The organism is Paraconexibacter antarcticus (assembly GCF_024220175.1).
GTDB lineage: Bacteria > Actinomycetota > Thermoleophilia > Solirubrobacterales > Solirubrobacteraceae > Paraconexibacter > Paraconexibacter antarcticus.
This window is the reverse complement of record NZ_CP098502.1, coordinates 2276782-2298941: the sequence shown is the minus strand read 5'-3', so window position 1 is coordinate 2298941 and position 22160 is coordinate 2276782. Positions and strand designations below refer to the sequence as shown.

Below are 22160 nucleotides of genomic sequence, written 5' to 3'. Positions count from 1 at the left end.
GTGCTCATATGGCCTCCGCAAGGGGCGGTCGCAAACAGGTGAGTAAGTACTCCCTACACTAGCTTCCACACTAACTCGGAGACCGCGCCCGCGCAACCCGATCGGTGGAAAGGGCTTCCGGAGTAGGTACCTACTTGACTTGTGCGGACGCGGTCGACGAGTATCGGCCCCAGGCTCTGAAGGACACCGGACGGACCCGATGCAGACCACCCACTTCCAATCACCTCCCCCTCCCGTCGTCACGGACCGGCCGCAGTGTCCGGCCCCTGGGGAGAGGGCGCGATGAGCGACGTCACGGTTCGGAGCGGCTCGCGCAAGCCTCGGCCTCCGCGGCCCGTCGTGCCGGTCTCCGGCGCGGCCCGGGGCTGGGGGGGCTCGGGGTTCTTCACCCAGCTCGGCGGGATGGGTCAGCTCGCCGGGCAGGCCATCTCGCGGGGGCTGCGCCCGCCGTTCTCCTACGGCGGGGAGTTCGCTGCGCAAGTCTCGTTCATCGTTCGAATTTGCTGGATGCCGCTGATCGTCACCTCCTTTGCACTGTCGTTCGGCCCCGCCGGTGTGCAGGCCTCGGGGTTCCTCGGGCTGCTCGGCGCGCTGGACCGGCTCGGCACCCTGTACGTCCTGATCGTCTTGCGGGTCTTCGCGCCGCTCGTCACCGCGATCGTGCTTGCCGGGGTCGCCGGCACGGCGATCTGCGCCGACCTTGGCGCCCGCGAGGTCCGGGAGGAGACCGACGCCCTGCGGGTGCTCGGGGTGGATCCGATCAAGAGCCTCGTCGTCCCGCGGCTGTTCGCGCTGATGCTGCTGTCGGTCGTCTTCGACATCTGGGCGCTGCTGGCCGGGATGGCGGGAGCGACGCTTGTCGTGATCCAGCATCACCAGCCGCTGGCGCCGTTCTTCTCGACGTTCATCTCGAACGCGACGCCGCTGGAGCTCGGCGCGTCGTTCGCGAAGTCAGCGATTTACGGCGCGGTCATCGCCGTCGTTTGCTGTTACAAGGGCATCAAGGCCTCCGGGGGCGCCGAAGGCGTGGGCCGAGCGGTGAACCAGTCGGTCGTCATCGCGTTTCTGCTGATCGGCGCGATCGACTACGTCTTCTCGCAGTTGCTGCTGGCCACCCACCCGGTGCTTTCGGAGGTTCGATGAGCACGCAGCCTCGCCTCGCCGCCCGCGAAGCCCTGCGCAGCGGCGCGCTCGCGTTCGGCGAAGGTGCTGAGTTCTTCGGGCGGACCGTCCGCGGGGTGGGGCGGGCGCTGCGGTTGTACAGCGGCGAGGTCGTCCGGCAGGCCTACATCCTCGTCAGCGGCTCGGCGATCATCGTCATCGGGATGGCGTTCATGTTCGGCCTGGTCGTGGGCATCGAGGCCTCCTACGCCGGCCGCCTGGTCGGGGCCCCCGCGGCGGCCGGCGCCTTCACCGCGATCTCCGACCTGCGCGAAATCGCACCGTACGCCTTCGCGTACATGATGGCCGCGAAGGTCAGCACCGGCTATGTGGCCGAGCTTGGGACGATGAGCATCTCGGAGGAGATCGACGCGCTCGACGTCATGGGCCTGGACTCGATGGCCTTCCTGTGCTCCACGCGGGTCCTGGCGACGTGGCTCGTGTTGCCGTTCCTGTACGCGATCGCGGTCCTGGTCTGCTTCGTCGGGTCGTTCATCGCCGTCGTGCTTCAGGTCGCGCAGGCATCGTCCGGCGGCTACTTCGAGCTCTTCTGGAAGTTTCAGAGCGTCGATGACTGGTTCTTCTCCGAGGTCAAGGGCATTCTCATGGGGACCTTCGTGGTCCTCGTCGGCTGCTATTACGGCTTCCGCGTGCGCGGCGGCCCGGTCGAGGTCGGCCGCGCCACGGCCCGGGCGATGGTCGTCAACCTGCTGGGGATCCACCTGATCGGCATCCTCACCACCCAGCTCTTCTGGGGCGGCAACTCCCACCTGCCGATCGGCGGATGACGGCAATGCGCGAGCAGATCATGCGCAAGCGGCGGGCGTTCGCCGGGGCCGGAGCGTTCGTGGTCGGGGCCGCGGTGCTGCTATGGGTCCTGATCGGGTCAGGTGGCGGCTACACGATCCACGCACGGTTCGCGAACGCGGGCCAGCTCATCAAGGGCAACGACGTCCAGGTTGCCGGCCGCAAGGTCGGCACGATCAGGGACATCACCCTCACCCCCAACGGGGAGGCCGACGTCAGGCTCTCGATCAGCGACGGGTCGATCACGCCGCTGCACCAGGGCACCCGTGCGAGCATCCGGGCGGTCGGCCAGGCGGGCGTGGCCAGCCGCTTCGTCGACCTGACGCTCGCGCCCCCCTCCGCCCCGGAGATTGCCGACGGCAGTGTCCTGCCCGCGTCGCAGACGACTGGGATCGTCGACCTCGACGCGCTGCTGGACACGTTCGGGCCCGACCAGCGGCGTGATGTGGCCGCGCTGATCGACCACAGCTCGCAGGTCTTCGCGGGCTCGGGCTCGCGCTACTTCCACTCGATGCTCGGGAAGCTCGATCCCGCGATGGGCGAGGTGCAGAAGGTGCTGCAGGAACTGGCGTTCGACCGCGGCGCCCTCGCGCGCTTGATCCACACCGGCGCGCTCGCCTCCCGGGCGGTGGCCGCCCAGCCGTCCGAGCTGGACGGCGCCGTCGTCAATGCCGCGCGGACGTTCACAGCGCTCGCCCAGGTCCGTGATCCCCTCGGCGACGCGCTGCACCGCGCGCCCGCGGTCCTGCAGCAGGCGCGGGGCACCTTGCGGCGTACCTCGGTCGCCGTGCAGGCCTTGCGACCGACGCTGCGTGCCGTGCCGGCGGCCGCCGGGCCGCTGCGCGCCGTCGCCACTGAAGCCGCCCCCGCCCTCCTCGGCGCGCGGCCGGCCGTGCGCGATCTCATCGGGCAACTCCCTGCGCTGCGCCGCTCGCTGCGCGGGCTGCCGCAGCTGGAGCAGCCGGGCGTCGCGGCCCTGCGCGCGGTCGCGCCGGCGGCGGAGGGGCTGCGGCCGATCCTGCGCGGGCTGCGCTACTACGCGCCGGACTTCCTGCTCGGCGTGACCAACGGCCTGGCCGGCCTGCTGTCGTCGAGCTACAACCGCTCCGGCCACTACGCGCGGCTGAGCTTCGAGGTCAACGGCCAGACCGAGGTGTCCGGGCTGGCGAGTGAGCTACTGACGAAGTTCCCGACCGTCCCGGGGCTGCTGAACGCCCGCACGCACCTGCTCGCTCCCTGCCCGGGCTCGGCCGCACCCCCGGCACCCGACCACTCCAACCCGTGGATCCCCGACGCGTCGCTCTGCGACCCGCGCGACAGCATCCCGGCGAGCGTGAACATCCCGTGAGACGCTCGTTTCCCGCCGCCGCCGTCGCAGCCGTCGGAGTCGTGCTCGCCGCCATCGCCCTGCTGCACTCAGGCGACTCGTCCAGCTACCGGGTGAACGCGGTCTTCGACACCGCCAAGGGCATCGTCCCCGGCCAGCTCGTGAAGATCGCCGGCGTGCGTGTCGGCACGGTCACCGACGTCAAGCTGACCGCTGATCGCAAGGCCCGCATCACGCTGAAGGTCAAGGCCGGGTTCGCCCCGTTTCGCAGCGACGCGAGCTGCCGGATCCTTCCAGAGGGCCTGATCAGCGAGAACTTCGTCGAATGCACGCCAGGCTCCTCGTCACGGCCCCTGGCCGCCGGGCCCGGCGGCACGCCCACGGTTCCCGTCCAGCACACCACGGTCCCGGTGGAGCTGCAGGACGTCATCAACGTCTTCTCGCTGCCGGTCGACAAGCAGATCGGCGCGCTCGTCAACGAGCTCGGCATCGCGACCGCTGGCCGTGGCGATGACCTGAACGCGATCCTGCGGCGCGCGAACCCCGCCCTGACCGACGCGCGGCGGGCCCTGACGCTGCTCGCCGATCAGCGTCGGCAGATCGCCGACGCCGTCAGCCAGACCGACACCGTGTTGGCGAGCCTTGCCGCCGGCCGGAATGACGTGTCACGGTTTGTCACCAACGCGGGCGCGGTGGCCGGCACGACCGCGGGGCACGCCGCGCCGCTCGCCGCCGCCGTCCGTGACCTGCCGCCGATGCTCGCTTCCGTGGACCGCGGCCTGCGGTCGGTGCGGCGCATCACCGCGACCGGCACGCCGCTGCTGCGGGAGCTGCGGACCGCCGCCCCGGCCCTGAACACCTTCGCGCACGCGATCGTGCCGTTCGCCCGGCAGGGCGAGCCCGCGGTGAAGCGGATCGGCGCGGTGACCGAGAAGGGCCGAACCGACCTACGTGCAGCGACACCGGTGTTCGGCCACCTCAGTGACCTGGCGGCCAGCCTGCAGCCCGCCGCCCGTCAGGTCGCGTTGCTGGTCGACAGCATGACCAAGCAGGGCGGGACCGAGAACGTGATGAAATTCTTCTACCAGATGGCCGCGATGTCCGGCGGCTACGACAGCACCTCGCACTTCGTCGCGGTCCTCATCAACGTCTGGGCCAACTGCCTGCTGAACCTTGCCACCAAGGGCTGCAGCCAGGCCTACTCCGCCCCCGGCGGCGGCACGATCCCGGCGAACGCCCCGAGCGTCGGCCCGCAGCGCCTCGGAACCGTGCTCGAGCCCGGCGCCCCGGTGCTTCGCAGCACGCAGATGGAGCAGCTTGCCAAGCAGCACCCCGAGCGCATCAAGGCCCTCCTCGACCTCTTGCTGAAGTGATGAGCGCCCGCATTCGCCGACCCACCCGAACCGGGCTGCTCCCCACCATCGGGCTGGCCATGACGATCGCTATTGCGGTCATCGTGTACGTGGCATACAACGCCAACCGCAGCCTGCCGCTGCAGAGCACCTACACGATCACCGTCAACGTGCCGAACGCCGCGAAGCTCGCGGCGACCAACGACGTGCGCATCGCCGGCATCCGCGTCGGTCAGGTCGCCAACGTCGACGCGATCACCCCCGCCGGCGGCCGGGCGCCGTACGCTCGCGCCGAGCTGAAGCTCAAGCGCTCCGCGGCCCCGCTGCCGGCCGATACGCGCGTGAAGGTCCGCCCCGCCTCGATCCTCGGGACGACCTACGTCGATCTGGAGCCGGGGAAGGGGTCGCAGATGGTGCCCGACGGCGGTGCGCTGCCGCTGAGCCAAGCGCAGTCCACCGTCGATCTGACCGACTTGCTCGACGTCTTCGACCGGTCGACCGCGCGCGCCACGCAACAGGCGCTGACTTCCCTCGGCGAGGGCCTTGCCGGCCGCGGTACCGCCCTGAACAGCAGCCTCGGTTCGCTGAAGCGGTTGCTCCCGCCCGTCGGGCGCGTCAGCGCAACGCTCGCTGCGCCGGGCACCCGGCTGCCCGCGTCGATAGACGGCTACGACGCCTTTGTGCGGGCGCTCGCCCCGGTCTCAAGCCCACTGACCGGTCTGCTGCGCGGCGGCGCGCAGACCTTCGGTGCGCTGCGGGACGCGGGAGGCGCCCTCGGCGACACGATCGACGCCGCCTCGCCCGCCGAGCGGGCGACGACCAACGGCCTCACCCGGCTGCAGCCCGCGCTTGACCGCTTGTCCACCCTGGTCACCGACCTTCGAGCGCCCGTCGCGCTCATGCCGGCCGCACTACGCCGGGGGAGTGCAGCCGTCTCGGCCGGCGTGCCCCCGCTGCGGGCGCTGCCGACGCTCGCCGGGCACCTCGGCGGCACGCTCACCTCGCTCGGGAATCTCAGCCGTGATCCCGCGACCAGCGGTGCGCTGCGCAAGCTGCGGGAGATGTCGGACTCGGCCCTGGTCACGCTCAATGCGCTGACGCCCGCCCAGGTGCAGTGCAATGTCATCTCGCTCTTCGCGCAGAGCTTCGGCACCGCATACGGGTCGGTCGGCTTCGGTCAGGGCCCGCCGATGGCGTTCATCGGCGAGAAGCACCTCGGCTCCGTGGGCGAGTCGCTGCAGAACCCGGCGCCGTCCTCCGGGATGGCGATCAACGTCAACCCGCACGAGAACTACCAGGAGTGCGAGTCCGGGAACGAGCCCTACCCGTACGGCTCGCTGCCGGTGTTCAACGGCCCCGGAAAGCCGATCCTCGGCAACCCCCCCGGCCTGCAGAGCAACCACACCCTCGACACCTACCCGCCCGACGGCGTGCATGCGCTGGCTGCCGCCGCGCATCTGCTGCCGACGATGCCACCCGGAGAGAAGATCCCGTGAGCGCCGCCCGCCGTCCCACCGCCCGGGCCGTCGAGCGGCGTCGCCTACGAGCAGCCGCGCTCGCCGTCGTCGTCGTCGCCTTGGCGGTCTACGCCGCCACGATCCGCGAGCTGCCCTTCCAGCATCACTTCACGCTGCGCGGCCAGTTCGCGACCGCAAACCAGCTGCACGCCGGCGACGCGGTCCGCCGCGCCGGAGTGAACATCGGCAAGGTCACCGCGATCCGGCCGGGACCGAACCACACCTCGATCGTCGAGATGCGGATCGACGACCACCAGGACCTGCACGCCAACGCGAGCCTGTCGATCAAGCCTCGACTCCTGTTCGAGGGCAACTTCTACATCGACGTGCACCCCGGGACGCCGGCCGCCCCGCCGCTCGATGACGGCACGACGGTCGCCCTCGCCCACACGAGCGTCCCGGTGCAGATCGATCAGGTGCTCAGCAGCCTGAACGCGCCCGTCCGCACCGCCCTGACCGACTCGGTCAGGGCGATCGGACACGGGCTCGGTGGCGGCCTCGGTGCGCCGGCCGGCGCGGCCGGCCTGCAGGCCGCTGCCCGGCAACTCGACGGAGCACTGCTCAGCGTCCAGCGCGCCGCCCGTGGCCTGCACGGCACCCGTCCCGGTGACCTGCACCGCGCGGTCGGCTCGGCCGGCGACTTCACCGGCGAACTCGCTCAGGACCCCGCCGCGCTCGCCGGCGTCGTGAGCGACTTCAACCACGTCGCCGGCGCCCTGTCGACCGACCAGGCCGCGCTCTCGAGCAGTGTGCGGAGCTTTGACACCGTGCTGCGCGTGGCTCCGGCGAACCTCACCGCCCTCGACGGTGCCCTGCCCGTCCTGACGACGTTTTCCGACCGGCTGCGCCCGGCGCTGCGAGCCGCGCCGGCGTCCCTCACCGCGACCACCGGCCTGCTGCGTCAGGTCCGGCTGCTCGGCCGGGCCCCCGAGCTGCCGGCGCTCGTCCGTGCGATCCGGCCCGTCACCGCCAACCTTCCGAGCCTGGAGCCGCAACTCGCCACCGGGCTGTCGCTGGTCGACCACGCCGCGAGCTGCCTGAACCAGACCGTGCTCCCCGCGCTGAACACCAAGATCCCGGACGGAGCGAACTCGACCAACCGGCCGATCTGGCAGGACATCCTGCACCTGGGGTCCAACATCCTCGGCGCGTCCGCGGGCTTCGACGGCAACGGCGGCACGCTGCGCCTGGGGTTGAGCGAGGGCGCCAACGCCATGCAGGAGCACCTGCCGGGCATCGGCGAGGTCATCGGCTACGGGAAGTTTGAGGGTGTGAATCCCGTCTGGCTCGGGGCGAACGCGACGCTCGACTACCGGCCCGACGTGTGGTGTGAGACGCAGGAGGTGCCGAACTACGGTGCGCGCTCGCGGATCGGGCTTCCGCCGAATCTCCAAGTTACCCGCGCGCACCAGGAGACGCCGGCCGAGGAGCGCCTGGCCGCGAAGGTCTTCCGCCTCTACACCGGCGACAAGAGCGACCGCCACGAACTGCTCAAGCTGCTGCTCGACCGGATCCCCGGACTCGACCAGGTCGTCGCGGGCCTCGGCAAGCAAACCGCGGCCCCGACCAAGCCGGGCGCTTCCAAGCCGCCTGCCGCTCCCGCGCCGAAGCTCCCCGAGCCCGCACCGGCGCCGGCCAAGCCTGTGCCGGCACCGGCGCTCCCTGCCCCGGTACAGCAGGTCGGGTCCGCCGTCGGCAACGTCCTGAAACATCTGCTCGGGGGACTGAAGCCGTGAGCGACCACCGTCCCCGCGCCCTGACCGCCCTCGTGCTCGCTGTGCTCGCCGTTGCCGGCCTGGCCTCCGCGGGCTACGTGCTGCTGCACGAACGGGCGCCGGTGCCCTTCCGCGACACCTACAAGCTCAAGGTCGAGGTGTCGGCCGCCGACGGCGTGCAGCCCGGCCTCGGGCAGCCCGTGCGGGTGGCCGGCGTCGGGGTCGGGACCGTCACCGGCCTGAAGCTCCAGCACGACAACGCGCTCATCACCCTGGACATCGACCGCCACCAGCTCCCGCACGTCTACGCCGATGCGCACGTCTCCCTGGAGCCGATCACGCCGCTGAAGGACATGCAGATCGTCCTCGACCCCGGAGAGGCACCGGCGGCCGCACTCGCCGACGGCGCCACCCTCGACGTCGGCCGCAGCCGTGTCCCCGTCCCGCTCTCAGACCTGCTCTCAAGCCTCGACGGCGACACCCGCGCGTTCCTCGCATCGCTGCTCTCCTCGATCCAGCAAGGCACCCGCGGGCAGGGCGCAAACCTGCGCCACGTCCTCACCACGCTCGGCCCGACCACCAAGCAGGTCCGCGCGGTCAGCGCGTCGCTGGCCGACCGCCGGCGTGCCCTCGCCCGCCTGGTCCACAACGTCGCGCTCGTCACGCGTGCCGCCGCCGACAACGGCCAGCTCTCGGACGTCGTCCTGTCCTCCCAGCGCACCCTGCACGCCGTCGCCTCCCAACAGCGGGCGCTACGCCAGACGATCGCCCGGATGCCGGGCGCGCTGCAGACCACGGCCACCGCCCTGCGAGAGACCGGGGATTTCGCGCGCGAGCTGCGCCCGTCATTGACCGCGCTGATGCCCGCCGTCGCCCAGCTCCCCGTAGCGCTGAACGCGCTCAAGCCCTTCGCCGCGACGGGCACGACCGCGCTCTCGCGGGGGGTGCGCCCGTTCGTGAGGACGGCGGTCCCGGCGGCCCGCAGGGTGGCTCCGGCGGTGGCCTCGTTCGATCGGCAGGCCCCGGATCTGATCACCGGGCTGAAGGGCCTGAACTACTTCTTCAACGAGCTGGCCTACAACCCGCCGGGGCAGAAGCTCGGCCATGACGACGAGGGCTTCCTCTTCTGGGCGCCGTGGTTCTTCCACAACTACAACTCGATGATCAGCGCCAAGGATGCCCACGGCGGCATCGCCCGCGGACAGGTGATGGTGAGCTGCCCGCAGGTCCTCAGCTTGGCCGGCTTCGACGAGATCCTGCGGCTGCTCGTCCCCACCTACACCTTGTGCCCGGGGAAATAGACGATGGAGACCCGTACCCCCAACCTCGCCCGCTTCCTGCCGTTCATCGGGCTGATCCTCGCCAGCATCGTGCTGGCGATCATCGCGTTTCGGATCTTCGGCGGCTCCGTGCCGCTGGAGGCGCAGGGCTACCGCGTGACACTTACCCTGCCCCAGGCCACGAGCCTGAACCCGCAGGCCGACGTCCGCATCGCGGGCGTGAAGGTCGGCCGCGTGGTGAGCGTCAAGCTCGCCAACCGCCGGGCCCGCGTGGTCATCGAGGTCCAACACCGGTACGCGCCGCTGCGCGCGGATTCCCGGCCGCTGCTGCGCTCCAAGACGCTGCTCGGCGAGGCCTACCTCGAGCTGACCCCCGGCTCCCCCCGGGCCCCCGCCGTGGCTGACGGTGGGCAGATCGCCGCCGACCAGACCCGTCCGACCCAGCGGCTTGACAACGTGCTGCAGACGTTCGCGCCGCGCACACGGGCCCGCATGCGGAGCGTCATCGCCGGGCTGAGCTCGGCCTTCGGCGGTCGGGCGGCGGACGTCAACGCCTCGGCGGCACGCCTGGCCCCGGTGACCGCGGACCTCGGTGACGTCGCCGACCAGATCGACCGACAGCGGACGAGCCTCGGGACACTGGTCGCCGATTCGGGGACCGTCTTCGCGACGCTCGGCCGCCGCCAAGGCGAGCTGCGCGCGGCGATCACCGCCGCAGACCAGGTGCTGGCCCGCACCGCCGAGCACCGCCGGGACCTCGACGCCACCGTCCGTGCCCTTCCTCCGTTCCTGGCCTCGCTGCAGGACTCCTTCCAGCGGCTCGGGGACGCCAGCGGAGACCTGACCCGGGCGGTGACGGCGCTGCGCCCCGTCGTCCCGACGCTCGAGCCCGCCCTGCGGTCCGTCACGACCGCCGCGCCGACCTACCAGCGGCTGTTCGACGCCCTGCCGCCGGTGATCCGAGCGGGCAACCGCGGTCTGCCCGCGGCGACGCGAATCCTCACCGCCGCCCCGCCGGCGCTGCGGCAGACCTACCCGACCGTTCGCGAGTTCACCCCCACGCTCGACCTGCTCGGTCTCGTCCGCGACTCGCTGGTCCTCACCCTCGCCAACGTGGGACAGATCCACGGCGGCTACGCAGTCGGGCCCGGGAACGTCGTCACCAACTACGTTCCGGGCGTCATCACCCTCTGGAACGAGACCGTCGCCGGCTGGACCAAGCGCCTGCCGACCAACCGCGGCAACCCCTACCCCGCCCCGGATTTCCTCAAGGACATCGGGCACTTCAAGACCTTCGACTGCCGCCACGTCAACAACCACCTCTACCTGCCGGCCTTTGGCACGGCGCCGCCGTGCGTCCAGCAGCAGCCGTGGACCTACAAGGGCGTCACCGCCTACTTCCCGCGCCTGCAGCCCTCACCACCATGAGGCGAAGGTTCCAGGATCAGGTCGGCGGGCGCTCGATCAGACCGTCGATGATGAGCGAGGCGATGGTCTCGGCCGTCGTACGCGGATCGCGCTTCCGGTCGCTGAAGCGGTCGGCAAGGACGGTGAACCACGCCATCCCGAACACCAGGTGGACGACGAGCTCGACGTCGAAGTCACGGTGAGCCCACGCACGGCGATGCGCGTCGACGACGTCTTCGACCCGTTTCAAGGACGGGGCGACGCGCTCGCGGTAGTACTCGGACGCCACATCGACATCCCCGAAAAGCACGATGCCGAGAAGCGGCGCGATCTCCTCCATAGCCCGCAGCAGGTCCTCGATGAACTGAGTCGTGCGCTCACGCATCACCGCGCCGCCCGCGTCGAACTCCTGCGGCGGCACACCCGAGCTCTCGACCATCGCCGCCACCGCCTCCTCCAGCGGCCGCGCGACCGCCGCCTCGAACAGCTCGTCCTTGGAGGCGAAGTGACGGTAGAGCAGCCCCTCGTTGATGCCCGCCTCCGCGGCCACATCCTTGGTTCTGGCCCCGGCCAGTCCCGAACGCACGAACACCCGGCGCGCCGACTCGAGGATCTGCTCGCGCCGCTCCTCGCCGCTCAGGCGCGAGCGCTTCTCACGGGCGTCCGCGCCCGACACGTCCGTCACTTAGCGAGCGGTGAAGTAAGCACGTACTGCAGTCTATCCCCGTGCGATCGCGAGCGGTAGCGTCGGCACCGACCACAGGGTGCCGGGCGCGACCGCGAGCGGCCAGCGGCCAGCGGCTGACGCCACAGCACGCGGCGCCGCCGTCGCCCCCACTTCCAGGCGCCCGTCGACCAACCCTCAGCCACCACGCAGGTGAGCCTGAGAAAAATCATCCGGGCAGGAAGTGCAGCTGAATCAGCTCGGCGTGCGCGATCACCCATTCGCGGATGATCTTGGCGCGGTGCGCGGGGTGCCCGTCGATGATCAGCACGAGCTTGCGGCCCTTGGCGTCCTTGACAGGAGCCTCTGGCCCGGCCGGCCGAGACCACACCCGGCCCCGGACAACGCCAGCATCTCCCACGCCGGGACGCGACTTGATCCGAGTGAAAGTATCTGTATAGTTACATCGGGTCACTCGACGATCGGCGAAGTGTGGGGAAACAGCGCAGCGTGGGGACAACAGCCGAAAGCGACGCGAGCTCGTCGACGTGGAGGGCGTGCACCCTCGAGCCGCCGCCGCATCGGGAATCCGTGATCGCGGCTGGACTGCATGGCGCGTGACGGCCGGGACAGTCCGCGCCGCCCGCAGCCGAGTCCGCCGTCCGTCCCGGTCACATACACGGTGAACGGCGTGGGCCGGTCGGGGGTCGGCCCCCGGTACGCCGCGTCCGTCCTTGAGCCGGGCACGGGACGAGTCGCTCCCGTGGCGCCACCCGCGGCCCGGCCGCCGAGGGCGGCGGCCTGGGTCGCACGCCGCCGCGCGATGCGCGGCGTCGCGTTCGAGATCGGCGGCATGTGCCACTTGGCGGCCCTCGTGGTGGCACGCGGGCTCCGCCCGCCGTTCATCTACGGTGCGGAGTTGCTCGCCCAACTGCGCTTCGTGGTGACGATCTCCTGGTTCCCGCTCGTGCTGACCGCGTTCGCGCTGTCGTTCGGCCCCGCCGGGATCCAGGCGTCCGGCTTCCTCGGGCTGTTCGGCGCGCTCGATCGCCTCGGTGCGGCGTACGAGCTCATCGTCGTGCGTGAGTTCGCACCGCTGGTGACCGCCATCGTCGTCGCGGGCGTCGCGGGCACCGCGATCTGCGCCGATCTGGGAGCGCGTGAGGTACAGGAGGAGACCGACGCCCTGCGCGTGCTGGGCGTCGATCCCGTCAAGAGCCTCGTCGTCCCCCGGGTGATCGCGCTGGTCACGGTGTCGCTCATGTTCGACGTGCTCGCGCTGATCGCCGGCATGCTCGGCGCGGTCGTCGTCGTGCTCCAGAACCACGCTCCGCTCGGTCCGTTCTTCAGCACGTTCTTCAACAACGCCACGCCGCTGGAGCTCGAGGCGTCGTTCCTGAAGGCCGCGATCTACGGCGCGGTGATCTCGATCGTCTGCTGCTACAAGGGCCTGAAGGTGACGGGGGGACCGGAGGGCGTCGGGCGGGCGGTCAACCACGCGGTCGTGATCTGCTTCCTGGCGATCGGCGCGATCGACTACGTCTTCACCCAGCTGCTCCTGGCTACGAACCCGATCCTGTCGCAACCCCGGTGAGCCGCCGGGCCATCCAACCTCCGGGCGCCCGCGTCCGCAGCGGGGTGCTCTGGTTCGGCCAGGGGGCCGATTTCTTCGGGCAGACCCTTCGTGGCGTCCTGAGCGGTCGCGTCCTGGTCTATTTCAGAGAGGTGATACGCCAGGCGGACATCTTCATCAGGGGCTCGCTTCTGATCGTGCTCGGGCTCGTCTTCGCGCTCGGGCTCGTCGTCGGGATCGAGGGGTCCTACGGCGCCCGGCTCGTGGGAGCCCCCGCTGCTGCGGGGGCCTTCACGGCGATCGCCGACCTCCGCGAGATCGTGCCGTACGCCTTCGGCTACATGATGGCGGCCAAGGTCAGCACGGGCTTTGCGGCCGAGCTCGGAACGATGCGCATCGCCGAGGAGATCGACGCGCTCGAGGTCATGGCCCTGCCGCCGGTCCTCTATCTCTGCTCCACCCGCCTGCTGGCGACGTGGCTCGTGCTGCCGTTCGTCTACGCGCTGGCGATCGTCGTCGCCTTCGTCGGCTCGTTCATCGCGGTCGTGCTCCAGGTCGGCCAGGTTTCGGCGGGCGGCTATCTGCAGCTCTTCTGGAAGTTCCAGAGCACCTCCGACTACCTCTTCTCGGGCATCAAGGGGCTGGTGATGGGGACCTTCGTGGTCCTCGTCGGGTGCTTCTACGGGTACACGGCGCACGGGGGGCCGAAGGGCGTGGGCCGCGCCACGGCGAAGGCCATGGTCGTCAACCTCATCGGCGTCCACATCATCGGGATCATCGGGAGCCAGATCTTCTGGGGCGGCTCCCCTCGGCTGCCGATCGGAGGGTGAGCAGGCGCATGGCCCACCGTTCCGGTCCACGGCTCGCGCCGGTCCAGGACCCCCCGGCGGGTACCGGGCCCCGTCGTCGCGGCGCCGGGTCCACCGCCCTCGCTCGCGCCGGTGGCCTCACCCTGCTGCTCGCGGCCGCAGCGCTCCTGTTCGTCGCCCTGGCCCGCAGCGACGGCCCCTATCGCCTGCACGCTCGCTTCCTGAACGCGGGCCAACTGGTCCGGGGGGGCCAGGTGCAGGTCGCCGGCCGGGCCGTGGGGAGGATCTCAGCGATCGGGGTGACGACGAACGGGCTGGCCGACGTCGTCATGACCTTCCACGGCGACGGCGTGACGCCACTGCACCGGGGCACACGCGCGCGCATCCGCGCGGTGGGTCAGGCCGGGGTGGCCAACCGCTTCGTCGATCTGTGGCCCGGGCCGGCGACGGCACCCGTGATCCCTGACGATGGGGTACTCCCGACGACGCAGACGACGGGCATCGTCGACCTGGACGCCGTGCTCGACGCCTTCGACGGGCCGGCTCGCCGCGACCTGCGATCCCTCATCGGATCCAGCGCTGCGATCTTCGCGGGATCGGGTTCCGCCCACCTGAACGCGATGCTCGCCCGTCTGGATCCGGCCCTCGGGGAGGTGCAGGGGATGCTGGGGCAGCTCGCTGATGACCGCACGGCGCTGACGCGCTTCGTGAGCACCTCCGCTCGATCGGCTGCGGCGCTCGCGGCCCGCCGCCGTGACCTCGAGGGCGCCGTCGTCCACACGGCACGGACGGTCGCCGCCGTCGCGCGCGAGCGCAGGTCGCTGTCGTCGGCGCTCGCCCGCGCACCCACGGTGCTCCGGCAGGCCCGCGGGACGCTGGACCACCTCTCGCGTGCCGTCGCCGACATCCGCCCTGCGCTCCGCGACGTCCCGCGCACGGGACCGCCGCTGCGCGAGTTCCTCCAGCGACTCGACCCGACCCTACAGCGGGCACGGCCGGTCGTCCGCGACCTTGCCGCGCAGCTGCCGGGCCTGCGCACGTCGCTGGCGGGGCTGGGGCCGCTGGAGCGACCGGCCACAACGGCACTGCGAGACCTCGCGTCGGCGGTCGCGGGGGCCCGGCCGATCCTGACCGCACTGCGCTACTACGCGCCGGACTTCATCATCGGAGTCACCAACGGCCTGGCCGGTATCCTCGCCTCGAACTACAACCACTCAGGTCACTACGGGCGCCTGAACTTCGTCGAGAACCCGCAGCTCGTGCCGGCCGGCCTGCCCGCCGCCCTGCTGTCGTCGTCCGCCCTGGTGCCCGGGGTCCTGAACACCCGCAAGGGGCTCGATGCCCCGTGCCCCGGGGCCGGCGCGCCGCCCGCACCCGACGGCTCCAACCCCTGGGTCCCCGATCCGGGCCTCTGTGATCCCGCGGACGGCATCCCGGCGAGCGTGAACACGCCATGAGACGGGCGGCGTTCGCGCTCATGGCGGCGCTGGCGGGGGTCGGAGCGATCCTGGCCGTCGGCAACAACGTTACGGGCCCGCCGCGGTACCGCGCCGCCGCAGTCTTCGACACGGCCAAGGGGATCGTGCCGGGGCAGCTGGTGAAGATCGCCGGCGTTCGCGCCGGGACCGTCGATGCGGTTGCAATCACCGGCGCCAACAAGGCACGACTCAGCTTCCACGTCGATGCGAAATTTGCGCCCTTCCGAAGCGACGCACGCTGCCGGATCCTGCCCGAGGGCCTGATCAGCGAGAACTTCGTCGAGTGCGACCCCGGCGTGGCGAGGACACGGCTGCCGGCGGCCGGTGACGGGACTCCGACCGTCCGGCTGGCCCGGACCTCCGCCCCGGTCTCCCTCCAGGACGTCATCGACGTGTTCAAGCTTCCCGTCGACGAGCGAATCCGCGTGCTCATCGACGAGCTCGGGTTGGGCACGGCCGGCCGCGGCGGCGATATCAACGCGATCCTGCGGCGAGCCAACCCGGCGCTGGTGGAGGCGCGGCGGGCGTTGACCATCCTCGATGAGCATCGCCGCGTGATCCGCGCAGCAACCGTGCAGAGCGACCACGTGCTGCGCGCGCTGTCGCGGCGCCGCCGGGAGCTGCGGGGCGTCGTCCGGGCGGCGGCCGAGACCGGCACCGCGACCGCCGCTCACGCCGCGGCGCTCGGGCACGCCGTACGGCTGCTGCCGGCGACCCTCACCGCGGTACGGGAGGGGCTCGGTGCCCTGCGCCGGGTAGCGGTGGCGGGTACCCCGGTGCTCGGAGATCTGCGCGCTGCCGCCCCCGTCCTGTCTGCGGTCGCCGAGGGCCTGCCGCGGTTCACCCGGGTCGGGGACCCTGCGGTGCGCGCGATCGGCGCCGCCGCCGCGGCGGGCCGGCCTGCGCTCACGGCGGCGGCGCCGGTGGTCGCGCACCTGCGGGAGGGCGCACGCCGGGCGATCCCCTTCACGAGCGATTCCTCGCGCCTGCTGACCAGCGTCACCGACACCGGCGGGGTTGAGTCGCTGCTCGGGCTCGTCTACCACTTCGCCGCGATGTCCGCCCCCTACGACTCCCTCTCCCACGTGGGCGGGGCGCTCATCGGGGTGTACGCGCAGTGCCTGATCCTCGGCCTGAACGTGCCGGGATGCCGTCACGACTACGCAGCGCCCGGACATGGGACCATCCCCGTCAACGCTCCGGAGGCCGGCCCGCAGCGACCAGGCAATCTCCTGCCGCCCACCACGCGGATCGTCGAGCCGTCCAAGCTGCGGCTGGCCGCGCGCCATCCCGAGGCCATCAGATCGCTGCTGGAGTTCCTGCTCAAGTGATGCGCCGAACGCAGCCGCCATCCCGTCGTGATGCCACGCGCCTGTACCCGGTGATAGGCCTCGTGGTGCTCGCCGCGCTCGCAGGCATCGCCTACGTTTCGTACACGGCCAACACCGGCCTGCCCCTGCAGCGCCGCTACCGGATCGACGTGGTGCTGCCGGACGCCAAGCGCCTGGCCAAGACGAACGACGTCCGGATCGGTGGGCTCCGAGTGGGGCAGGTCGCGCGCGTGCAGGCCTTCCGGCCGGGGGCCCGGCAGCGGGTCCGCGCCCGGATCGAGCTCGCCCTGAACCGCTCGGTCGGGCGGCTCCCGATCGACACACAGGTCAAGGTGCGCTCGGCGTCGATCCTCGGCGCCACATACCTCGACGTCATCCCAGGTCGGAGCACCACCACGATTCCGGACGGTGGGGAGCTGCCGCTCGCCCGCTCGTTGCCGACGGTCGAGCTCACCGATCTGCTCGACGTCTTCAACCGCGGCACGGCGCGGAGCGCGCAGGCCGCGTTCATCTCCCTCGGCGACGGCCTGGCCGGGCGCGGCGGCGGGCTCAACCAGACGATCGCGTCGGTCGCCGAGTTGCTGCCTCCGCTGGGAGTCGTGGGCACCACTCTCGCCTCGCGCGGCGCGCGCCTGCCGCAGTTCATCGACGGGCTGCACGTCTTCACGCGCGCCCTCGCACCGGTGTCGGGCGATCTCGCACGGCTCACCGCCGGCGGCGAGCGGACGTTCGGCGCGCTCGCTCGCAAGCGCGCGGCCCTCGCGTCGTCCATCGAGGAGGCCGTGCCTGCTGAGCGGTCGACGATCGCCGCGCTCGGTGCCGCGCGGCCCGACCTCGTCAGGCTCGCGGACCTCCTCACAGAGGTCGGGCAGGCGACACCGCGACTGCGCCCCTCGCTCCGCGAGGTCAACCGGATCCTCGCGGCGGGGGTGCCGCCGCTCCGGGCGCTCCCACCCGTCGGTACGAGGCTGCGCTCCACGCTGCGTGCGCTCGATGCCCGCAGCCGCGATCGAGCGACGGACGGCGCGGTGCGCAAGCTCACACAGGCGGTGCGGGCGGCAGAGACCACGCTCGAGGTCCTGACCCCCGCGCAGCGGCAGTGCAACATCGTCAGCCTCTGGGCCGAGACCTTCGGCTGGGGCTTCGGCGGCCCCGGGTTCAGCCAGGGCCCCGCACTCGTGAGCACTGGCATCACCCACTACGGAGCGCTCGGGGAGTTCCTGCAGAGTCCGACGCCGTCCCCCGGGATCGCGATCAATAACACGCCGCACGAGAACACACGGGAGTGCGAGGCGGGCAACGAGCCGTACCCCGAGACGTTCCCGGTCTTCAACCCGCCGACCAAGCCGCAGCTCATCGGCAACCCCGCCGGCGACCAGGCCAACACCACGGTGCGCACACGGCAGCCACCCGGGGTCCGGGAGCTCGCGCGTGAGGCCGGCGTCCAGCCGACCGTGAGGGCCGAGCCGTGACCCGCACGCGCGTCGAATCCCGCGGCACCGAGCGCCGCTACCTCCGTGCCGCGGCGCTGGCGACGGTGCTGGTGGTCGCGCTCACGTACGTGGCGTTCGGCGGCCGCGGGCCGTTCGCCCGCGATTTCGAGCTGCGCGGCGTCTTCCGGAGCTCGAATCAGCTCAAGCCCGGTGACCCGGTCCGGGTTGCCGGCGTCGACATCGGCCGGGTGAGGCGGCTCTCCGCGGGGCCCGATCACACGACGCTCGTCACGATGCGGATCGTCCGGGCCGACGGCCTGCTCGCAAACGCTGCGCTGTCGGTCCGGCCGCGGTTGCTGTTCGAGGGCAGCTTCTACGTCGACGTGCAGCCGGGGGCACCGCCGGCCGGCCCGCTGCGATCGGGGATGACGATCCCGGTTAACCGCACGCGCGGGCCGGTGCAGGTCGATCAGGTGCTCAGCGTCCTCGACACGCCGGCCCGGGATGCCATCACCCGGAGCATGCGCGCGATGGCGACCGGGCTCGGCGGACCCCGAGCACGGAGCGGGTACCGCGGTCTGCGCCGCGCGACGCGCGAGCTCGATCGATCGCTGACGAGCATCCGCCGGGTGGCGGGCGCCGTCCAGGGCACGCAGCCCGGGGACCTGCACCGGGCGGTCGCGGCGGGCGGCAATGTGACTGCCCAACTGGCGAGCGACCCAGCGGCTCTCGGGGGCCTCGTCACGAACGTCGACCGGGTCGCCGCCGCGCTCGGCGGCGACGACGGCGCGCTGGCCGCGAGCGTGCGCAGGTTGGACGAGGTGCTCCGGGTCGCTCCCGTCAACCTACGCCTGCTCGACGGCGCGCTGCCGGCCCTCGGGTCGTACGCCGGTGAGCTTCGGCCGACGCTACGCAGGCTCCCGGCGACGCTGGCGAGCGGGACCCGGCTGCTGCGCGCGGTGCAGGCGGTCACCGACCCGTCCGAGCTGCCGGCGCTCGTACGTGCGCTGCCGCTCGTCAACGCCAGCCTTCCAGGCGTCGAGCGGGGGCTCGCGACCGCGTTCGCGCTCGCCGCTCCGGCGGCGCGATGCATCTCCCGGAACGTGCTCCCCGTCCTGAAGACGGAGGTGCCGGACTCAGGGCTGTCGACGGGCCGGCCGGCATGGCAGGACCTGCTGCACATGACGGCGAACCTCACCCAGACCTCGCCGGGTTTCGACGGCAACGGCGGCACACTCAGAATCGGCCTGTCGGAGTCCGAGAACACCCTTGTCGGCGACCTGCCCGGGATCGGCGAGGTCATCGGCTATGGCAACCTGCAGGGCCTGCGTCCGGTCTGGCTCGGGGCGGGGAAGGTGCCCGAGTACCGACCCGACCAACCGTGCGAGCGCCAGCCCCTGCCGGACCTGAAAGCGCGCTCGAGGCCCGGGCTGCCGCCCGGCCTGCGCTCTGTCCCAGCCCCGAAGGTTGGCGCCGAGCAGCTCCGCCGACAGCAGAGCATGCTCCGGGCACTGACCGGGTCCGACGCGCAGCGCCGGGACCTCCTGCGGAAGCTGCTCGTCACCCCCAAGCCGGGCCGGAGGCCGTGATGGCGCGCCGGTCGTGGTCCGTGGTGCTCTTCCTCGCGGTGGCCTGCGCCGGCCTCGTCGCCGCAGCCTACGTGCTGGTCCACGAGCGGGCACCGATCCCGTTCCGGCACACATACCAGATCAAGGCGCAGGTGACCGCAGCGCACGGCATCGCCCCGGGCTTGGGCCAACCGGTCCAGGTCGCGGGGGTGCAGGTGGGGACCGTCGCCGGTCTGCGGGCCACTGACGGGCGGGCCCTGGTCACCCTCGAGATCGACCGGAGCCGGCTCCGCCGCGTCTACGCCAATGCTCGCGTCTCGCTGGTCCCGGTCACGCCGCTCAAGGACATGCAGGTCGAGCTCGATCCCGGTCGGCCGCCGGCCCCGTCCCTCGCGGACGGCGCCACCGTCGACATCGCCCGCACTCGGGCCCCGGTACCGCTGGCCGACCTGCTCTCGTCGCTGGATGCCGACACACGCGAGTTCTTCACGTCCTTGCTCGCGTCGGTGGAGCAGGGCACCACGCGCCAGGGGGTTAACCTGCGCCGCCTCCTGCGGACGCTCGGGCCGACAGTCGGCCAGTTGCATGGCGTGAGCGCGGCGCTGGCGCAGCGACGCGTGGAGCTCGCGCGGCTCGTACACAACCTCGCGCGGGTCAGCGACGCCGCCGCTAGCGACGGGCGGCTGCGGCAGCTCGTCTCGTCGGCGAACACGACACTGCTCGCGCTCGCCGAGCAAGAGCGACCGCTGAGGCAGTCCGTCGCCCGGCTTCCGGGCACGCTCAGGACGACCGCCGCGGCGCTGGCGGACGCTGGAGGCCTCGCCCGCGCGCTGCAGCCGACGATCGCGGCGCTCAGGCCGGCGACACGGCGGTTGCCGGCAGCGCTCGACGCAGCGCGCCCGTTCGCGCAGCGGACCGCTCGGGTGCTCTCCGAGCCGGTGCGTCCGTTCGTCGCGGAGGCGGCACCGGTGCTCCGCGACGCTGGCGCGGCGCTGACCGACCTTCGGTCCCAGGTCCCGGGGCTCGTGACCAACCTCAAGGGGACCAACTACGTGCTCAACGAGCTTGCGTACAACCCTCCGGGCCAGAAGCTCGGCTTCGACGACGAGGGGTTCCTGTACTGGGCGCCGTGGTGGTTCCACAACTTCAACTCGCTGTTCAGCACCGGAGACGCGCACGGCAGCGCCGCGCGCGCGATCGTGATGTTCAACTGCGAGCAGCTGAGCGAGCCCGTGCTCGGTGCCGCCGGCCCGCTCGTGAAGTTGCTGCTCGGTGCCTCGACCCTCTGCCCCGAACGCTGATGGACACGCAGAACCCCGGCCTGCGGCGCCTGCTACCCGCCCTCGTGATGATGATGGCGAGCGCCGTGGCGGCGATCTTCGTGTGGCAGGCCTTCGGCGGCCGTGTCCCGCTCTCCGCCAAGGGCTACCGGGTGCGCGTCGCGCTGCCGCAGGCGTTGAACCTGTACCCGATGGCGGACGTGCGGATGGCCGGGGTGAGTGTCGGCCAGGTCGTCGCCGTCGACCGGGTCGGAGCAGCGGCGCGGGCGACGATCGAGCTGCGCGGCCCATTCGTGCCCATCCGCACGGACGCGACCGTGATCCTCCGGAGCAAGTCGTTGCTCGGCGAGACCTACCTCGAACTCACCCCGGGTTCACGGAGCGCGAGCGCGGTGCCCGACGGCGGGCAGCTCCCGGTGTCCGCGGCGCGGCCCGCGCAGCAACTCGAGGATGTGCTCGGCGTCTTCGCCCCGAGCACCCGGAGGCGTATGCGCGCGCTGCTCGCCGGGCTGGCCGAGGGCATGGCCGGCCGCCAGCAGGACCTCAGCGACTCCGTGGCGCGAATGGCGCCCGTCAGCGCCGACCTGGCGCACGTCACCGGCCGGCTCGCCGCGCAGAGCGCGGACCTGCGATCGCTGCTGGCGAACGCCGGCGATGTCTTCGGCGCGATCGGTGAGCGCGACGGCGCCCTGCGCGCGGCGGTCCGATCGAGCCGGCTCGTGCTGAGCGTCACCGGCGAGCGCAATCGCCGCATCGCCGCGACCGTCCACGAGCTGCCTGCGTTCCTGCGCGCCCTGCGCACTGCGACGGGGCGCCTGGGGGCCGCCACGGGGGATCTGCATCGGACGGTCGGGGCGCTACGGCCCGCCGCGCCCGCGCTCGGCCCGGCGCTCGATGAGATCCAGGCGACCGGGCCCGAGGTGCGGCGCCTGCTCAGCCGATCACCGGCCGTGATCCGGGCGGGCAACCGTGGCCTACCGGCCCTCACGTCGATCCTGCATGCCTCCGGCCCCGCCCTGCGGCAGACCTACCCGGCGCTCCGGGACGTGGTACCAGTCCTCCGGCTCCTGGGCACGAACCGCGATTCGGTGATCACGACGCTGGCCAACGTCGCGCAAGTGCACAACGGAACGTACGTCGGGCCTGGCGACCGCGTGTTCAGCTACGCCAACGGGCTCATCAACATCTGGAACGAGACCGTCGCCGGGTGGGTCAAGCGCCTGCCGAGCAACCGCGGTAATCCCTACCCGAAGCCGGGCTTCGTCAGCGGAATCGCGAAGGGCCTGGCGAGCTTCGACTGCCGACACCTGCGTAATCCCGCGTACCTTCCGCCGTTCGGCGGGGTCCCCCCGTGCCACGAACAGGGCCCGTGGACGTTCGATGGCAAGACCGCCTACTTCCCGCGGCTGAGCCGCGCCGCGCCCTGACCGACGTGGAGCGTCCGCCGCCCGGCGACGC

17 protein-coding genes are annotated in these 22160 nt (G+C 71.8%); 16 read left to right on the top strand and 1 reads right to left on the bottom strand.

What is annotated here, in order from left to right:
• Nucleotides 1-282 precede the first annotated feature (282 nt).
• Genes NBH00_RS11210 through NBH00_RS11175 form a run of 8 tightly spaced genes read left to right on the top strand, consistent with a single transcriptional unit; the run spans nucleotide 283 to nucleotide 10587 of the window.
• A complete protein-coding gene (locus NBH00_RS11210) occupies nucleotides 283-1143 on the top strand; it encodes an MlaE family ABC transporter permease (protein WP_254573419.1) in 861 nt (286 codons plus the stop codon).
• Nucleotides 1140-1949 carry an MlaE family ABC transporter permease gene (locus tag NBH00_RS11205; protein WP_254573418.1) on the top strand — a complete coding sequence of 270 codons (810 nt, stop codon included), beginning with the start codon at nucleotides 1140-1142 and terminating at the stop codon, nucleotides 1947-1949. The genes NBH00_RS11210 and NBH00_RS11205 overlap by 4 nt, the downstream gene beginning before the upstream one ends.
• Nucleotides 1946-3316 (top strand): MlaD family protein, encoded by a 1371-nt coding sequence (locus tag NBH00_RS11200; protein ID WP_254573417.1) that lies wholly within the window; start codon nucleotides 1946-1948, stop codon nucleotides 3314-3316. Before NBH00_RS11205 ends, NBH00_RS11200 begins: the two co-directional genes overlap by 4 nt.
• On the top strand, nucleotides 3313-4668 hold the full coding sequence (locus tag NBH00_RS11195) for an MlaD family protein (protein WP_254573416.1): 1356 nt from the start codon (nucleotides 3313-3315) through the stop codon (nucleotides 4666-4668). Before NBH00_RS11200 ends, NBH00_RS11195 begins: the two co-directional genes overlap by 4 nt.
• The gene (locus NBH00_RS11190; protein WP_254573721.1) at nucleotides 4668-6143 is read left to right on the top strand and encodes an MlaD family protein; all 1476 of its coding nucleotides are present in this window, start codon (nucleotides 4668-4670) and stop codon (nucleotides 6141-6143) included. Before NBH00_RS11195 ends, NBH00_RS11190 begins: the two co-directional genes overlap by 1 nt.
• Nucleotides 6140-7900, top strand: coding sequence for an MlaD family protein (locus NBH00_RS11185; protein WP_254573415.1), 1761 nt, complete (start codon nucleotides 6140-6142; stop codon nucleotides 7898-7900). Before NBH00_RS11190 ends, NBH00_RS11185 begins: the two co-directional genes overlap by 4 nt.
• Nucleotides 7897-9180, top strand: coding sequence for an MlaD family protein (locus tag NBH00_RS11180; protein ID WP_254573414.1), 1284 nt, complete (start codon nucleotides 7897-7899; stop codon nucleotides 9178-9180). Before NBH00_RS11185 ends, NBH00_RS11180 begins: the two co-directional genes overlap by 4 nt.
• A 3-nt stretch (nucleotides 9181-9183) precedes the next feature.
• The gene (locus NBH00_RS11175; RefSeq protein WP_254573413.1) at nucleotides 9184-10587 is read left to right on the top strand and encodes an MlaD family protein; all 1404 of its coding nucleotides are present in this window, start codon (nucleotides 9184-9186) and stop codon (nucleotides 10585-10587) included.
• A gap of 16 nt (nucleotides 10588-10603) precedes the next feature.
• Here NBH00_RS11175 and NBH00_RS11170 read toward each other — a convergent pair whose 3' ends face one another.
• A complete protein-coding gene (locus NBH00_RS11170) occupies nucleotides 10604-11242 on the bottom strand; it encodes a TetR/AcrR family transcriptional regulator (protein ID WP_254573412.1) in 639 nt (212 codons plus the stop codon).
• 751 nt (nucleotides 11243-11993) lie between these two features.
• Between NBH00_RS11170 and NBH00_RS11165 the strand changes: the two genes are divergently transcribed.
• The 8 genes from NBH00_RS11165 (at nucleotide 11994) to NBH00_RS11130 (ending at nucleotide 22129) form a co-directional block, all read left to right on the top strand.
• Nucleotides 11994-12824 (top strand): MlaE family ABC transporter permease, encoded by an 831-nt coding sequence (locus NBH00_RS11165; RefSeq protein WP_254573411.1) that lies wholly within the window; start codon nucleotides 11994-11996, stop codon nucleotides 12822-12824.
• A 131-nt stretch (nucleotides 12825-12955) separates the two neighbouring features.
• Nucleotides 12956-13633 (top strand): ABC transporter permease, encoded by a 678-nt coding sequence (locus NBH00_RS11160; RefSeq protein WP_254573410.1) that lies wholly within the window; start codon nucleotides 12956-12958, stop codon nucleotides 13631-13633.
• An 8-nt stretch (nucleotides 13634-13641) separates the two neighbouring features.
• Nucleotides 13642-15069 carry an MlaD family protein gene (locus tag NBH00_RS11155; protein WP_254573409.1) on the top strand — a complete coding sequence of 476 codons (1428 nt, stop codon included), beginning with the start codon at nucleotides 13642-13644 and terminating at the stop codon, nucleotides 15067-15069.
• Between the two features lie 20 nt (nucleotides 15070-15089).
• Nucleotides 15090-16421, top strand: a complete 1332-nt coding sequence (locus tag NBH00_RS11150; RefSeq protein ID WP_254573408.1) for an MlaD family protein — start codon at nucleotides 15090-15092, stop codon at nucleotides 16419-16421.
• Nucleotides 16421-17893 carry an MlaD family protein gene (locus NBH00_RS11145; protein WP_254573720.1) on the top strand — a complete coding sequence of 491 codons (1473 nt, stop codon included), beginning with the start codon at nucleotides 16421-16423 and terminating at the stop codon, nucleotides 17891-17893. The genes NBH00_RS11150 and NBH00_RS11145 overlap by 1 nt, the downstream gene beginning before the upstream one ends.
• Nucleotides 17890-19443 (top strand): MlaD family protein, encoded by a 1554-nt coding sequence (locus tag NBH00_RS11140; RefSeq protein WP_254573407.1) that lies wholly within the window; start codon nucleotides 17890-17892, stop codon nucleotides 19441-19443. The genes NBH00_RS11145 and NBH00_RS11140 overlap by 4 nt, the downstream gene beginning before the upstream one ends.
• Nucleotides 19443-20723, top strand: a complete 1281-nt coding sequence (locus NBH00_RS11135; RefSeq protein WP_254573406.1) for an MlaD family protein — start codon at nucleotides 19443-19445, stop codon at nucleotides 20721-20723. The genes NBH00_RS11140 and NBH00_RS11135 overlap by 1 nt, the downstream gene beginning before the upstream one ends.
• The gene (locus NBH00_RS11130; RefSeq protein WP_254573405.1) at nucleotides 20723-22129 is read left to right on the top strand and encodes an MlaD family protein; all 1407 of its coding nucleotides are present in this window, start codon (nucleotides 20723-20725) and stop codon (nucleotides 22127-22129) included. Before NBH00_RS11135 ends, NBH00_RS11130 begins: the two co-directional genes overlap by 1 nt.
• Nucleotides 22130-22160 lie beyond the last annotated feature (31 nt).

Excerpts from the sequence above, each read along its gene's own strand:
- NBH00_RS11210 (WP_254573419.1), top strand. The coding sequence starts at position 283 with ATGAGCGACGTCACGGTTCGGAGCGGCTCGCGCAAGCCTCGGCCTCCG.
- NBH00_RS11205 (WP_254573418.1), top strand. The coding sequence starts at position 1,140 with ATGAGCACGCAGCCTCGCCTCGCCGCCCGCGAAGCCCTGCGCAGCGGC.
- NBH00_RS11200 (WP_254573417.1), top strand. The coding sequence starts at position 1,946 with ATGACGGCAATGCGCGAGCAGATCATGCGCAAGCGGCGGGCGTTCGCC.
- NBH00_RS11190 (WP_254573721.1), top strand. The coding sequence starts at position 4,668 with ATGAGCGCCCGCATTCGCCGACCCACCCGAACCGGGCTGCTCCCCACC.
- NBH00_RS11175 (WP_254573413.1), top strand. The coding sequence starts at position 9,184 with ATGGAGACCCGTACCCCCAACCTCGCCCGCTTCCTGCCGTTCATCGGG.
- NBH00_RS11155 (WP_254573409.1), top strand. The coding sequence starts at position 13,642 with ATGGCCCACCGTTCCGGTCCACGGCTCGCGCCGGTCCAGGACCCCCCG.
- NBH00_RS11150 (WP_254573408.1), top strand. The coding sequence starts at position 15,090 with ATGGCGGCGCTGGCGGGGGTCGGAGCGATCCTGGCCGTCGGCAACAAC.
- NBH00_RS11145 (WP_254573720.1), top strand. The coding sequence starts at position 16,421 with ATGCGCCGAACGCAGCCGCCATCCCGTCGTGATGCCACGCGCCTGTAC.
- NBH00_RS11135 (WP_254573406.1), top strand. The coding sequence starts at position 19,443 with ATGGCGCGCCGGTCGTGGTCCGTGGTGCTCTTCCTCGCGGTGGCCTGC.
- NBH00_RS11130 (WP_254573405.1), top strand. The coding sequence starts at position 20,723 with ATGGACACGCAGAACCCCGGCCTGCGGCGCCTGCTACCCGCCCTCGTG.